A 14,301-nucleotide genomic window follows, 5' to 3' on the forward strand; every position below is an offset into this window, starting at 1 on the left:
ACGAGTCCCGGACCGGAAAACAGCCTCCCGAAGTGGGACCGCTCCGCGCAGCATGGGAGCCTCCCACCCCGGTGTGGGATCGGGGTTAGTCCTGCCGGACCCGAACACCACGTCCGCTGGCATAGGCCGCAGGAGTCGCCTCCCGCTGCACGCGTTTCTGGTCCTTCAGGCGGGCAAAGGCTTCCTTGTTGGCCTGCGCCTCCTCCATCGCCTGCTGGATCTCACCGGAGCGGACCATCGCGTTGTACTCCTCGAGGACCGGCAGCACGTCCTCGGCGGCGGACGCAACCGTCGGAAGGGCTACGGCGAGGATGGCGCAGGCGATCAGTTTCTTCATCGTTGGTCTCCTTGGGTTCAGGTGCCGGTGAGGACTGATCCGTCCTGTCCGTCCGGCACGAACCCACTCTCGCCCCCTGTAACAAATCAGTCCAATAGGTTTGACAGGCCACTTTGATCATCGAAAATGATTACCGGAACCGCCCTGCCGAAAAGACAACCTGCAAGGGCATGACGGGAGCCAGCCATGGAACTGCGCCATCTCCGCTATTTCGTCGTCCTGGCGGAGGAGCTTCACTTCGCCCGGGCGGCCGAACGGCTTCACATCGTCCAGCCGGCTCTGAGCATGCAGATCAAGGCCCTCGAGCAGTTTTTGGGCACGCCGTTGCTGCGGCGCACGAAACGCAGCGTCGAGCTGACTGAACCGGGGCGCCTGTTCCTCGAGGAGGCCCGCCGGACGCTCGAGCAGGCGGGACGGGCCGCCGCCGTCGCAAGGCAGGCGGGTGCCGGCACGCTGGGGCGCATCGAGATCGGCTACTCCGCCCACGCCGCCTATTCCGGGCTTCTCTCCGCGACGATCAAGGCCTTCCACGGACGCGCGCCGGAGGTCGAGCTCGCGCTGCACGAGCTGCACCCGCGCGTTCAACTGGAATGGCTGCTCGACCGCCGCTTGCAGGTCGGCTTCCTGACGGCCGTCTCCCCGAACCTGCCCGAGGGGCTGGAAGCCGTCCGGCTGGGAACGCTCGCGCTCAAGGTGGCGCTGCCGGCCGATCACCCCCTCGCCGATAAGGACGACATCCCGGCCGCCGCCCTCGCCGACGAGCCGTTCATCGTCCACGCTTCCCCCTCGGGGGACAGCTCCGGTGGCGCACCGATCCGGAGAATCCTCGGATTCGAGCCCACGGTCCGCCACCACGCTGCCAGCAGCGTGATGGCCGTCAGCCTCGTGGCGGCGGGCCTCGGGGTGGCGCTGGTACCGGAATCGATCGCATCGGTCTCGGTCGGCGGCAACGTCGTCTACCGCTCGGTGATCGGGGCAGGCCGGATGATCGATATCGTGCTGGCCTACCGCCGCTGGGAGAGCGATCCCTGCACGAGGAGGTTGTTGGGCGTCATCGGGGATTGCGACGGCCTTGGGCCACCGCAGTCCCTGGTATCGTCCCCCTCCTAGCTCAGGTGGCTTCCGGCCGATCCCGGCGGACGCAGCGGAAGCCGATGTGGCTCGTCGAGGTGTCGACGGGATGCGGATGCCGCGCCGCCGGACGGTAGCGGCGGCAGTAGTTCGGCGCGCACAGGTGCGAGCCGCCCTTCACGACCTTGCGGGGAATCCTGATCCCGGGCTGGCGGGGATCGTAGCTGTTGTCCTCGCGGCCGCCGCGCGGGTTCTCCGGAATGCAGCAGGCCTTCGGCGCATCCCCGGGATGCCTCTCGCTGTACCAGTCGTCCGTCCATTCCCAGACATTGCCGATCATGTCGACGAGGCCGTAGCCGTTGGCCGGGAACGAGCCGACCGGGGAGGTGCGCCCGTAGCCATCGAGCATCGTGTTCTGGAACGGGAACTGCCCCTGCCAGGTATTGGCCATCTGCCGGCCGCCGGGCGTGAGCTCGTCGCCCCAGGCAAACTCCTTGCCCTCGAGGCCGCCGCGCGCGGCGAACTCCCATTCGGCCTCGGTCGGCAGGTCCTTGCCGGCCCAGCGGGCATAGGCGAGGGCATCCGTGTAGCTGACATGGACGACCGGGTGGTCCTCGAGACCCTTGAGGTTGCCGTTCGGACCATGGGGCCGCTTCCAGTTCACCCCGAAGGCGAAGGTCCACCACTGGCTCCAGTCGCGCAGGTCCACCGGATGGCCCGTCGGCGTGAACAGCATGGAGCCGGCCTTCAGCATCTCCTTCCTGGCTCCGGGATAGTCCCTGGCGTCCGGCATCGTCTCGGCGGTCGTGACGTGCCCGGTCGCCTGCACGAAGGCCTTGAACTGGCGGTTCGTGACGGGAGCGGCATCCATCCAGAACCCGTCCACGGTGACGCGGTGGACCGGCGCCTCCTCCGGGTAGTGATCGTTCGATCCCATGGCAAACGTGCCGCCGGGAATCCAGACCATGCCGCCATGGGCGTCGGACGGCTTCGAAGGAATCGCTGCATGCTTCATGGGTTCGGCACCGGATTGAGGGGCGGCAGGGGAGAGGACGCGCGATGGCTGTCCGCATGATGGCGAAGGCCGCTCCTGACCTGCCTGAGATTCGAGGCAAGCGTGCGGCCGTCCGACCGGGCCCACGCGACGGATGACGCATGGGGAGCGTACAGGATGGCTTCGAGCTCGCGCATGACGGATTGCGTCGCGTGCCGATCCGGCTCCGGCAGGCGTGACCGCCATGCGAGGTAGGCCCGGTAGGTACCGGCGGCCTCGCCGGACCGCGCCGCCTCGAGCAAGGCACGGAAGGCGGCCGCCTCGGAGCCGGCGACCCGTTGCCTTCTCCGCTGCCATGCTCGGCGCAACGCGGGGAGGATGCGCCAGGCGAGACCCACTGCCAGGCAGGCGAGCGTGATGCCGACGGCCAGCGCACCGACCTGCCGCACGGACGGTCTCCGCAGATCGAGGGAACGGACCGGTCCCGCGGGAGCGGGATCGCCGGAGACCGATGCATTCAGCCCCGGTGCCGTCGCCTGCTTCAGGGAGCCGTCACGAAGGTTCCACCAGGGCTGCGTAATGGCCGGGAGGGTATACTGGCCTGCCTTCTCGAACACGTAGGTCAGCGTGTCGGTCCGCCGTCCGGTGAGAGAGCCGCGGGCAATCCTGTCCTCGGACAGGGGAGGATCGGCATAGACCCCCACGCCCTCCGGTGCCGTCCGGGGAACGGGCTGCATCGCGAGCGCGGGAACGTCCTCTGCCTCCCGATGGATGGTCCGCGTGATGGCATCCCCGGTTGCCAGGGAGGCTCCATCCGGCCTGGACCACGTTTCCGTCACGGTCACGGAGGTCGAGGCGATCACGGGGGCGGACGGGTCGACGCCCGCGGGCGCTTCGATGGTCAGCCCGGTCGGCGACCCCATGGCCGTGCCGACGGGATCACCGACTTGGTCGAGCAGGGTGACCCTGGCACCCGGGATCGTGAAGGGACCGCCCCGCCTGGCATAGACGGCGAACTCGAACCGCTGTCCGACGTAGTCCCGGCCATCGATGCGGTCCCGCATCGTCGTCCCCTGGCTCTCGAAGCGGAAGGTCTGGATCCCCGGCACGTCGGGCACCGTCACCCACGGCGGTCGCGGCATCGTGCCGGGAAAGAGCACGTCGATGTACAGGGCGATCCGCTGTCCGATCACCGCACCCTGCGCAGGGTTCACGCCCTGCCGGACCACGACGTCCGGTGGACGCTGCTCCTGAGCCAGGACGGAGGACGATCCGAGCAGCAGGAGGCCGATGAGCGGGAGAACGGCTTTCACGGCGCTCCTCCTGCGGAAGGGGAGGCCGGGTTGCGGAGCTGGTAGGCGAACTTCGCCCGCAGGAAGTCAGCGGGCCGGGTCTGGACACCGCGCAGCCACAGCGCCCGCACCGCTTCGTCGGACATGGGAGCGCCGCCCGCGACGGGCTGGTCCTTGCCCTCGCTGCCCTTGGGCTTGTCCGGGTCGAAGACGACCTCGTCCGGGCGCGAGTCGGTGTCGCCCATGTCGCCGCCCGTGGTCTTCATCCGTTCGGCCCTGAGCCGCGCCAGCGTTCGGTTCGCCTCCGCCTCGGCCCATCCCGGCCGGAGCTCGAGCGCCCGGTCGTAGCGGCCGACCGCGTTGTCGTACTGCCCCAGCATCACGAGGGCGTTGCCGTGGTCGTAGGCGGCTTCCGCCGTGTCGAGCGCGGCGAAGGCCTGCGCCGCGTCCTTGAAGGCACCGGCGCGGAACAGCGCCACGCCCCGCCACATGGGATCGGCGAAGGCATCGGCGGCCTCCCGGAAGCGCTCGTGCCGCATGGCCCAGGCACCGTGCTGATCGGGCGTCAGCAGCATGGTCCGCCAGCCCGTCGCCACGCCGAGCGCGATTAGCGCCACCGCCACGGCGCAGGCGATCGCCGCGTAGGCGTGGCGCGTCAGGAATGAGAGCAGGTGGTCCATCGCTCGCGGGAGCGCGTGCATGGCGTCAGCTCCCCAGAACCCAGCCGCGCCGGAACCAGGCGAGCGTGAGCAAGGCGAGGAGGGGCGTCAGCCCGTATCCGGCCTCCTGCCAACGCTCGCCTTCGCCGGCGACGTCACTCGCCACCGTCGCGCGGTCGAGACGTGCGGCCATGGTCTCCACGTCGGAGCGGTCGGGCGCCATCGCGTCCAAGGTGGCGTCGATTGCGGACGCTGCGGACCGCAGGCTCGTCTCCGCCGCCATGCGCGAAGGCGGGATGGCGGCCCAGAGGGTGGTCTCGAACCGGACGGGGCCGTCCGCGGCGTCTTGCAGGAGCGACACCTGGTCCGGCGCGACTCCGTCCGCCATGACGAGGATCGACCCGCCCTTGCCGGCCTCGCGCAGCACGTCTCCCGCGAGGCGAAGCGCCTGCGCGAGGCCGTCGCCCGGCCGGGGCATGATCTCGGGTGACAGCGCCTGGGCCATCGCGACCACCACGTCCTTGTCCGGTGTCGGCGGCAGGACAAGGTGGACCGATCCGGCATAGGCGACAAGCCCCGTCGAGGCGCCCTCCCGCATGGCCACGAGATCGGAGAGCTTCTGCACGGAGCGCACGAGGCGGCTCGGAGCCAGGTCCGCGGCCTTCATGGACGGTGCCACCTTGAGGACCACCATCACCGGCGGGCGGGCATCGGCGAAGGGGGAAGGCTCCCGCTTCCAGGTCGGTCCGGCCACCGCCAGGATGCCGAGGAGCCACACGGCGAGCAGCAGGTCGTGCGGCCTGAGGCGGGACCGCTCCGCCCCGCCGACAATCAGCGCCCGCAGGATGCCGGGATCGATGACGGATGCCCATCGTGCGCTCGCGTCGTCTCCCCGGCGCAGGAGCCACCACACGACGAGAGCCGGGATGAGCAGCAGGAGCCACCATGGCCGCAGGAGATGGAACGAGGCCAGGGCCGTGCTCATGGCCGGATCTCCCGCCGCAGGAGAGGCCGCAGGCGGCGGCTCCGGATCAGGATGGCGGCCGACCCTGCCATGCCGACGAGCAGGGCGGCGGCAAGGGGAACCCAGTAGAGGTCGGTCTTCGGCCGGAACGAGACGGTGTCGATGCGGCGGGTCTCGATCTCGTCGAGCCGCCCGTAGATCCCGACAAGCTGGTCCCGGTCGAGCGCACGGTAGAAGCCGCCGCCGGTCCGCTCCGCCACGTCCCTGAGGGCGGCCTCGTCGAGCTTCTCCTCGCCCGCCGCCGTCGGGTCGCCGATGGCGATGGTGTGGATGACGATGCCGCGGTCCCGGGCGACGCCCGCGGCCTCGCCGGGCGGCACCTTGCTGGCGGTGTCGTTGCCGTCCGTGAGCGCGACCATCGTCTTCGCCGTGACGGTCGACCTGTCGAACAGGGAGATGCCGAGCCCGATCGCGTCGCCGAAGGCAGTGCGGGGGCCTGCCATGCCGACGGCGGTGTCCTGCACGAGCTGGCGTGCCAGCTTCAGGTCGGTGGTGAACGGCACCAGGGTGAAGGGCGCGTCGCCGAAGACCACCACGCCGATGCGGTCGCCGCGGCGGCGGGCGACGAAATCGTCGAGCACCTGCTTGAGCGCGGTCAGGCGGTCGACCGTCCGCCCTTGCGCGTCCGCGAAGTCCTTCGTGTCCATGGAGGCCGAGAGGTCGACCAGCAGGAGCATGTCCCGGGTCGGGACGTCGCGATGGAGGGGAGGCTCGATCCATTGCGGACGCATCAGGGATGCCAGCGCCAGCATCCAGCAGAGGACGAGGACCCCCATGCGCGCGGCGCCGCGCCTCGCCGTGACCGCTCCGCTTCCCGGCACCTGCCCGGTCATCATGACGAGGGTCCGGAAGAACGGCACCCGCACGCCCGGCCTCCGCTCCGCATGCGGGGGCGCGAACCTGTACACGAGCCAGGGCAGGGGGAGCAGGAGCGCGAGCCAGGGATAGGCGAAGGTCAGCATCTCACCCCTCCCGCGCCCGATGGATCCGCAGCCAGCGTCCGGCGTCGGCGACGGCCGTCGTGAGGTCCGTGGCCGGGATCGTGCCGCGGCTCGCGAAGGTGAGGTCCGGGAGCAGGCGGGCCGGCCCGGCGGTGAAGGCCGTCGTGCCCCCCGTGCGGTCGAGGAAGTCCAGGAAGGCGGTCCCGCTCAGCGATGCCACCTGCTCGCGGCCATAGGCCGTGATGGCGGCGCGCTTCAGGATCGGCAGGACGCCCCTCATGTCCGTCAGGGCGGCGAGCTCCCGCACCGCCTCGCGGCGGTAGGCATTGGCTTTATGGCGGCGGTAGGCGTGGATGGACGCCACCAGCAGGGCGGCGAGAAGGCCTGCGAGGACGATCCAAGCGCCGGGTGCCAATGGCCACCACGGCGCGCTCTCCGGGAGGACGATGTCCCGCAGGTTGGCGAGATCGGCCGGGTCGCCGCTCATGGCCGATGCCCTCCCGCCGTCCGTCCGCGGACGGACCGGACCGTCCGGTGCCCCAGCAGGTCGCGGAGCTGGTCGATTGGGTCAAGGTCCGCGCGGATCGGCAGGAGCGGGATGGCGCGCCTGCGGGAAAACCCCTCGATCCGGCTCCGGCGCTGCCCGAAGTCCTGCGCGAACCGGGTCCTTAGGGCTGCGGAGGAAAGGTCGACCTCGACCTGCCGGTCGGCCTCGGCCACGACGGCGGGACCGATGTCCGGGAGATCGGCCTCGAGCGGATCGTAGACGAACACGGACAGGACGTCGTTGTGCGCCGTGATCGTGGTCACGCGCTCGACGGTGTCCGCGTCGGCCCCGGCCGCGTCCGAGATCAGGCACAGGAGCGCGTCGTGCCTCAGGAACGGCTCCGCGCGGAGCAGCGCCTCGTTCAGGGCCTCGGGCCTCGGTACATCGCGGATCCGCGCCGGGAGTCGGTTGTTGGCCTTCGCGACCGCATCGATCACGGCCATCGCCCCGGCATCGCGGGCCTGCGGCTTCACGACCTGCGACCCGCCGTCCGAGAAGACGACCGCGCCGATGCGGTCGCCCAGTGATGTCACACGCCAGGCCGCCGCGGCCGCGATCTCTGCGGCGGCGACCGACTTCGTGGCCCGGCGGCTGCCGAAGAACATCGACAGGCGCTGGTCGACGAGCAGAACGACGGCCCGGTCCCGCTCCTCGGTGGAAACGCGGATGAATGGATCGCGCAGGCGCGCCGTCGCGTTCCAGTCGATCGTGCGGGTGTCGTCGCCGGGATAATACGGCCGCAGCTCCTCGAAGTTCAGGCCGCGCCCGCGCAGGCGGGAGGCATGGCGTCCGGTGAGGATGCTGTGCACGGGCTGGCGCGGCAGGAAGCTGAAGCCCCGGGCCTTGTGACGAAGCCGGATGAGCTCGTCCCTGGTGACCGTGATCCGGCTCCGGTCCTCCGAGGGCTGGCGGGATGGTGCGGTCAACGCCATCGTTTGTCCCCGAGTCCGTCAGGTCGCCACCGCCACCTGGCGGACGACCTCGTCGATCACGTCATCGGGCGTCACGCCATCCGCCGTCGCCTCGTGGCTCAGGGACACGCGGTGGCGCAGGCAGTCGTGGGCGACGGCCTGCACGTCCTCGGGAACGACGTAATCCCGTCCCTGGAGCCACGCGTACACCCGTGAGGTCCGGTCGAGGGCGAGTGACCCGCGCGGGCTGGCGCCGATCGCGATCCACTGCTTGAGCCTGTCGCCGTATTCGGCCGGGCGGCGGGTGGCGGCGATCAGGCCGACCATGTAGGTCTCGATGGCCTCGGCCGAGGTGATGCGGTCGATCTCCCGCCTGGCATCGAAGATCGCCTGCTGCGGAATCTTCGGCGGCGAAGGGGAGGATGCGCTTCCGCCTGCGTTCTCCTCGCGGACCAGACGGAGCACCTTCACCTCGTCGGCATCGCTCGGATAATCGATGCGCACGTGCATCAGGAACCGATCCATCTGTGCCTCGGGCAGGGGATAGGTGCCCTCCTGCTCGATCGGGTTCTCGGTGGCGAGCACCATGAACAGGTCGGGCAGCCCGTAGCGCTTGCCGGCCACCGTCACCTGCCGCTCCTCCATGGCCTCGAGCAGGGCCGACTGGACCTTGGCCGGGGCGCGGTTGATCTCGTCGGCAAGGATGAGGTTGCCGAACACCGGGCCCTGCCGGAACTCGAACGTGCCGCCGCCCTGGCCGTCGCTGCGGTAGATCTCGCCTCCGGTGACGTCGGACGGCAAGAGATCGGGGGTGAACTGGATGCGGCTGAAGTCGGCCTCGAGGTTGTGCGCCAGGCTCTTGATGGCGCGTGTCTTGGCGAGGCCCGGCAGTCCCTCGATCAGCACGTTGCCGTTCGCCAGGAGCGCGACGATCAAGCGCTCCACGACCCGCTCCTGCCCGATGATCGATCGGTTCACGCGGGCCTGGAGGTCGCGGATGGCGTCGCGGGCCGTCAGCGTTTCCCGGGACTCCAGCCTGTTCAAGGCTTGCGTCGCTTCACCCACGTGGCCTCGATCCCCATTGATTGATCCGCACTGCTCCCGACGGCGCCGTCATTCCGCCGGGGCAGCGGGCGCGATGCCGGTGACCTGAGCCGAGGGCTCCTCGCTGAGCCAGCGGTAGAGGATGCCGCCGATGGCCCCGCCGATCAGAGGCGCGACCCAGAACATCCAGAGCTGCGCCAGCGCCCAACCGCCGGCGAACAGCGCCGGGCCGGTGCTGCGAGCCGGATTGACCGACGTGTTCGTGATCGGGATGCCCACGAGGTGGATCAGGGTGAGGCCGAGCCCGATGGCGATGGGGGCGAAGCCCGCCGGCGCCTTGCCGTGGGTCGCGCCCATGATGATGAACAGGAACATCATGGTGAGCACCACCTCGGCAATGAAGCCGGAGATCATGCTGTACTGGCCCGGCGAGTGGGCGCCGTAGCCGTTGGCGGCGAAACCCTTGGCGAGATCGAAGGTGGGCGAGCCGATGGCAATGGCGTAGAGAGCCGCCGCCGCGACCACGGCGCCGAGGACCTGCGAGACCACGTAGGGCAGGACGTCCTGCTTCGGGAAGCGGCCACCCGCCGCCAGGCCGACGGTGACGGCCGGATTGAGATGGCAGCCGGAGATGTGGCCGATGGCATAGGCCATGGTGAGCACGCTCAGGCCAAAGGCGAGCGACACGCCGAGCAGGCCGATGCCGACGTCGGGAAAGGCCGCCGCGATGACGGCACTGCCGCAGCCCGCAAAGGTCAGCCAGAAGGTGCCGATGCCCTCGGCGACGCAGCGGTGGATGTTCTGGCTGTTGTGCAGGTCCATGCGATCCTCCCTTGGGGTCGGCAGGTGGGCCGGAGCACTTGCGCGGCTCACTCGGGACCTGCTCCCCCAGGCTGGAAAGCTTAATCCGTCCATTGCGAACCGGAATTGGGGAAACACCTGAGATGAGGACGGGAAAATACTGAGCTCGATCACATCGGATCGTCCCTGCGCCCGCGGGCACGTGCTCAATGCAGGCGGTGGCGCGGGAGGGCACCCGGCGCGGCAAGGGCCCGCTCGAGGGCGAGCGCCGCCCGCATGAGGCACCAGCGTTCCTCCGCCCCGGCGAGCCTCGCCGCCAGGGCCTCGCAGGCGGCCAGCGCCGTTTCCTCCTGGCGGAAGAGATGCTCGAGCGGGCCGAAGGATTGTTGGCGGTAGGCCTGCTCGAGCGCCTGGTCGAGCGTCTCGCGCAATGCCATCAGCCTGTTGCGGGCCCCTGCGAGTTCGAGCCGTGCCTCTTCGAGTTCCGCGAGAGACGCCTCGTAGGCCGGCAGGCTGACAAGGGCGGCAGTCATCCCATGGCCGGGTTCCCATGACACCGGTGGCATCGTGAAGGATCCTATGCTCGCGTCGCCGAGCATAGCATTGCCGGTCCTCCGGCGGGATCGGGCATTCCCCGAGCCGGCTGCCGGAAACACCGGAGTTGCATGAGTTTGATTGCCGACGCGGTACCGATGCGACTACCCCGTAACGGATGCCATGGTCTTCCGCACGAAAAGGGATCCGCCGTGCGGCCTCTCCAGGAAGCGGCCGTCTGCGAGCGGGTCGAAGGGAGATCTTGGAGGCTGCGGTTTCAGCACACCGACTTGCTTGCAATCGGGTGAAATCGGCGATCACGTGCCGGCGCAGGACGAGGCGCTCCGTTTCGGGCTCCGCACCGATTTCTCGGGAAGGGATGGAGTTGGACATGATCGACCTCGGTGAATTCTGATGCCTTGTCGCCGGGAGTGATCGATGCTCCGGGAGGTCATGTTGGAGGCCATGAGCCTGCCACCGGACGTTCCCGCCGGACCTGGACCTGGGAGTGAGGCGCACGGACTTGACCCGTTGTGGCAGTCATTCACCGGGAAGATCCGAATGTTCTCATCGGAAACCCCGATGGATCAACGCATCTGACAGGCGCAGGACGGCCTTGCGGAATCCTGTACCCTAAGCGGGTCCAGGTGACTGGGCCAGCATCCCTCGAGAAATGGGTTGGCGAGCGGGTGCGAACGGCGCGCAATCGGTTCTACGGAAAGGTCAGCTTCCGGGCATGGGGCTGAACGGCGGATGCAGTCGGAAGGCGCTCTCTTCGATCTTGCAGGAACCGGCGAACGCTCGGATCAGGTTCCAGCCTGATCGCGCATGCATAGGCCTGATCGGCTGCGGCTGCCTGTCCGCAGCGGGCCAGGAGTTCTGCCCGGGCGGCCCAGTAAGGCTGGTACCTGGACAGGCGCGGATCGTTTTCGACGCCACACAGGACGGACAATCCTTCCTCGGGGCTTCGGGCTTCAGCAATCACCATTGCCCGGTTGATGGCCACGACGGGCGAGCCGGTGATCGTCAGGAGCGCGTCGTACAGCGTTGCCAGCACCGTCCAGTCGGGAGGCCGGCCGAACCGCCGGATCGCATGGGCGGATTGCACGGCGCCTTCGAGCTGGTAGCGGCCGATGCGCCCCATGTGGCTTGCCCCGAGCAGGATGTCCTCGGCCTCGCCGATGAGCATGGCGTCCCACTTGGACGGGTCCTGGTCATCCAGGGGAACATAGCCACCCTGGTGATCGCGCCGCGCGCACCGACGCGCCTCGAGATGAAGCATGAGGGCGAGAAGGCCAAGCACCTCGGGTTCGCCCGGCAGAAGCCTCGCGACCAGCCGGCCAAGCCAGAGCGCCTCGTGGGCGAGTTCGCGTCGGCGCTGCTCCGTTCCGGCTGGATCGGACCACCCTTCCGTGAAGGCCGCATAGATCGCCTCCAGCACGGCATCGAGCCGCTCGGGCATTTCCGCGCGCTCCGGTAGCCTGAAGGCAATCCCGGCTTGCTTGATCTTGGTCTTGGCCCGGACCAGGCGTTGCCCCATCGTGACCGGGGAGACCAGGTAACAGCCCGCGATGGTGGCGGCATCGAAGCCGAGGACCGTCTGAAGGATCAGGGGGCTGCGGATCTGGCGGTCGATGGCCGGATGGGCGCAGGCGAACATCAGCCGCAGGCGCTCGTCGGGGATGTCCGAGCCGTCCCCAGCCTCCCGTAACTCATCCGCGAGCAGCTTGAGGTGATCGGCTGCGCCCGCTCGGGTCTCCCTCTGCCGTGCCGTGTCGATCATCCGCCGGCGGGCGACCGTCAGGAGCCATCCCTCCGGGTTGGCCGGGATGCCGTCGGCATCCCACTGGGCGAGAGCGGCCGCGAAGGCTTCGGACAAGGCGTCCTCGGCCCCCGCGATGTCCCGGGTCCGCGCGGAGAGATAGGCGACCAGCTTGCCATAGGAGTGCCGGGCAACCTGTTCGGCCGCCTCTCCGGCCTGCCGATCGCGTCTGGTCGCACCCATATCGTCAGACAACCCACATCGGACGGACCTCGACGGCACCCTGTCCCACGGCAGGGCATCGCGCCGCCCACTGGAGGGCTGCGTCGAGGTCGGGAACGTCAATGATGTAAAAGCCGCCGAACTGCTCCTTCGTGTCGGCATAGGGCCCGTCGAGAATCTCGGGGGCTCCATCGCCGGCCCGCAGGGTGCTGGCCGTCGACGACGGCTGGAGGCGGTCGCCGCCCACGAAGACGCCGGCTGCCTTCAGGGCGTCCGCGTACGCAATATATGAGCCAGAGTGGGCGCCACTGGTTTGGCCGGGAGCGAAGGCCGCTTCGTCGCGATAGATCATGAGCATGTACTTCAAGGCTGTTCTCCTGATGTGGACAGCCCGGACTGGGCTGCCACACCAAAGTCGATTGAACCCGGGCCAATTCGACAGCAGCCTTCATCAGTGTCTGGTTTTCGGCACGGTCGCAAGCTGACAGGCTCCGGGAGACCGCCGGGACAGCGATGGCGCGAGCGATTAGCGTCCCCGAACTTCGAGCAAATGGCTGCTTTTGGCACTCCTGAGACGTAGGCGTTCGGTCCGCTTCGACACTCGAGTGCCGACGTTCGTCGGGAAGGCCGGAACGGGAAAGATTGGCCCTGAGCGGTCGTTGCGCGAACGGGGAACAGGTGAATGATGTAGTTTTCGGCGCTCGGGAACGTATGCTGGTTCCCATCAACAGGATGCCGCCATCTATGCCAGCCGATCGAATTCCGGCGCTTCTGCCGCGGACGCCAGGGCACCACTTTGTCCTCTACGGCGATACCTGTTCCGGTGTCCCGGGAGCACTCCACGAGACAACCTTTGCATCGGTCAATGCGGTTATCCGGCGTCTTTCGCCGCAGCCCGAGTTCATTCTGTTTCCCGGGGACGAGATCATCGGCCTGACCCCTGATGCCGATGCGCTGCGCGCCCAGTGGCGGCACTGGCTTGATCACGAGATGGCGTGGCTCGACCGGCAGACGATTCCGCTCTGGCACACCACCGGCAACCACACGACTTATGACGTCTTCAGCGAGGACGTCTTCCGCGAGGTTCTCGACCTGCCTCGCAATGGGCCACCCGGCCAGGAGGGGCTGTCCTATTGGGTGCGCCGGGGCGACCTGCTGCTGGTGTTCGTCCATACCCTCTGGACCGGTCTCGGAGGCGAAGGGCATGTCGAGACCGCTTGGTTGGAACACGTGCTTCGTGAGCACGCCGACGCCCGGCACAAGCTCGTTCTGGGCCATCACCCCGTCCATCCCGTCAATGGCTTCTCCGGTCCCTACCAACGCGAGATCGGGCCCGAGCATGCCAGCCGCTTTTGGGGACTCCTCGTCGAGGCAGGCGTGCTCGCCTACCTGTGCAGCCATATCCTGGCTTTCGATGTGCAGGTGCATCGGGGTGTCCTCCAGATCTGCACCGCCGGGGCGGGGACGGCCCACCGGATGCCGGAGGGGGTCGAGTATCTTCACTGCGTCCAGGCAGCTCTCGACGATCAAGGACTGCGCTATCAGGTTCTCGACACGGAGGGGCGGGCGCGTGAGAGGCTGACATGGCCGATGAACCCGCTTTCGCCCGGGACCTGGATGGAGCTTTCCGTCGGAGAGGCCGCAGCGCCTTTCACCGGCCCTCTGGGAGAGGGATGTCGCATCGAGTTCCGCTTTCAGGGGCGGACCGTGGCCGAAGCAGCCGGAGCCGCTCAAACCCTGTTCACGGCGTTCTCACGCGGAAGTCTCGCACCGCTCTGGATCGGCCTGCGGGGGCCGCGGCAGACCCTGACCTTGATCTTCGGGCGCGAGCCCGGGCGCAGCCCGCACTACTGGGTAGGACCGGATCTTCCGGAGGGGCAGGACTTCGACCTGCACCTCGCGATCCATCCTGACATGGGGCCGGGTGGCGTTCTGTATCGCCTGGCCGAAGAGACGCGATGGTCGTCATTTGCGGCCGCTTCGGCGACGGGACTTGCTGCGTTGCATTGGCCCGGGCAATGGAGCATTGGACATGGCCAGCATGGCTGCGGTGACCGGCGCTTCCTGGGGAACGCGCTTAAAGTGATCTTTGCTGTCGGCTGAAAGGTTTGCCGCAAGGTCCTTCATCGTTGCAACTCAGGGGAAATCATGTGCTCCAACAT

The 14,301-nt window shown here is 68.5% G+C and carries 15 protein-coding genes; 2 read left to right on the plus strand and 13 right to left on the minus strand.

All coding sequences use genetic code 11. From position 1 onward, the window contains the following. Positions 1–85: 85 nt before the first annotated feature. On the minus strand, positions 86–337 hold the full coding sequence (locus DES45_RS17960; protein ID WP_114771418.1) for a hypothetical protein: 252 nt from the start codon (positions 335–337) through the stop codon (positions 86–88). Positions 338–523: 186 nt separating this feature from the next. On the opposite strand from DES45_RS17960, the gene DES45_RS17965 reads away from it, so the two are divergent. Beyond that, a complete protein-coding gene (locus tag DES45_RS17965; RefSeq protein ID WP_114771419.1) occupies positions 524–1,447 on the plus strand; it encodes a LysR substrate-binding domain-containing protein in 924 nt (307 codons plus the stop codon). 1 nt (position 1,448) lies between these two features. On the opposite strand, the gene DES45_RS17970 is transcribed toward DES45_RS17965, so the two are convergent. The 12 genes from DES45_RS17970 to DES45_RS18025 all read right to left on the minus strand — a co-directional run bounded on the left by DES45_RS17970 (position 1,449) and on the right by DES45_RS18025 (position 12,497). Then, the gene (locus tag DES45_RS17970; RefSeq protein ID WP_245571782.1) at positions 1,449–2,423 is read right to left on the minus strand and encodes a formylglycine-generating enzyme family protein; all 975 of its coding nucleotides are present in this window, start codon (positions 2,421–2,423) and stop codon (positions 1,449–1,451) included. Beyond that, entirely contained in the window at positions 2,420–3,715 is a 1,296-nt protein-coding gene (locus DES45_RS17975; protein ID WP_114771420.1) for a BatD family protein, read from the minus strand. Before DES45_RS17975 ends, DES45_RS17970 begins: the two co-directional genes overlap by 4 nt. Beyond that, complete coding sequence (locus tag DES45_RS17980; RefSeq protein WP_245571783.1) at positions 3,712–4,395, minus strand: tetratricopeptide repeat protein; 684 nt, start codon at positions 4,393–4,395, stop codon at positions 3,712–3,714. Before DES45_RS17980 ends, DES45_RS17975 begins: the two co-directional genes overlap by 4 nt. Before the next feature lie 4 nt (positions 4,396–4,399). Then, complete coding sequence (locus DES45_RS17985; RefSeq protein ID WP_114771422.1) at positions 4,400–5,338, minus strand: VWA domain-containing protein; 939 nt, start codon at positions 5,336–5,338, stop codon at positions 4,400–4,402. After that, entirely contained in the window at positions 5,335–6,339 is a 1,005-nt protein-coding gene (locus DES45_RS17990) for a VWA domain-containing protein (protein ID WP_114771423.1), read from the minus strand. Before DES45_RS17990 ends, DES45_RS17985 begins: the two co-directional genes overlap by 4 nt. Before the next feature lies 1 nt (position 6,340). Beyond that, on the minus strand, positions 6,341–6,805 hold the full coding sequence (locus tag DES45_RS17995; RefSeq protein WP_114771424.1) for a DUF4381 domain-containing protein: 465 nt from the start codon (positions 6,803–6,805) through the stop codon (positions 6,341–6,343). Then, positions 6,802–7,797 (minus strand): DUF58 domain-containing protein, encoded by a 996-nt coding sequence (locus DES45_RS18000; RefSeq protein ID WP_114771425.1) that lies wholly within the window; start codon positions 7,795–7,797, stop codon positions 6,802–6,804. The genes DES45_RS17995 and DES45_RS18000 overlap by 4 nt, the downstream gene beginning before the upstream one ends. Positions 7,798–7,815: 18 nt before the next feature. Further along, positions 7,816–8,793: an AAA family ATPase gene (locus DES45_RS18005; protein ID WP_170151565.1), complete on the minus strand. Its 978-nt coding sequence runs from the start codon at positions 8,791–8,793 to the stop codon at positions 7,816–7,818. Between the two features lie 96 nt (positions 8,794–8,889). Next, the gene (gene aqpZ, locus DES45_RS18010; RefSeq protein ID WP_114771427.1) at positions 8,890–9,642 is read right to left on the minus strand and encodes an aquaporin Z; all 753 of its coding nucleotides are present in this window, start codon (positions 9,640–9,642) and stop codon (positions 8,890–8,892) included. 185 nt (positions 9,643–9,827) lie between these two features. Beyond that, entirely contained in the window at positions 9,828–10,154 is a 327-nt protein-coding gene (locus DES45_RS18015) for a hypothetical protein (protein ID WP_147282441.1), read from the minus strand. Between the two features lie 713 nt (positions 10,155–10,867). Continuing rightward, complete coding sequence (locus tag DES45_RS18020) at positions 10,868–12,160, minus strand: RNA polymerase sigma factor (protein WP_114771429.1); 1,293 nt, start codon at positions 12,158–12,160, stop codon at positions 10,868–10,870. Positions 12,161–12,164: 4 nt separating this feature from the next. Beyond that, positions 12,165–12,497 carry a YciI family protein gene (locus DES45_RS18025; protein ID WP_342633534.1) on the minus strand — a complete coding sequence of 111 codons (333 nt, stop codon included), beginning with the start codon at positions 12,495–12,497 and terminating at the stop codon, positions 12,165–12,167. Positions 12,498–12,883: 386 nt separating this feature from the next. On the opposite strand from DES45_RS18025, the gene DES45_RS18030 reads away from it, so the two are divergent. Next, the gene (locus DES45_RS18030) at positions 12,884–14,242 is read left to right on the plus strand and encodes a metallophosphoesterase family protein (RefSeq protein WP_114771600.1); all 1,359 of its coding nucleotides are present in this window, start codon (positions 12,884–12,886) and stop codon (positions 14,240–14,242) included. The last annotated feature ends 59 nt before the right edge of the window (positions 14,243–14,301 follow it).

Source organism: Microvirga subterranea (genome assembly GCF_003350535.1).
Taxonomy (GTDB): domain Bacteria; phylum Pseudomonadota; class Alphaproteobacteria; order Rhizobiales; family Beijerinckiaceae; genus Microvirga; species Microvirga subterranea.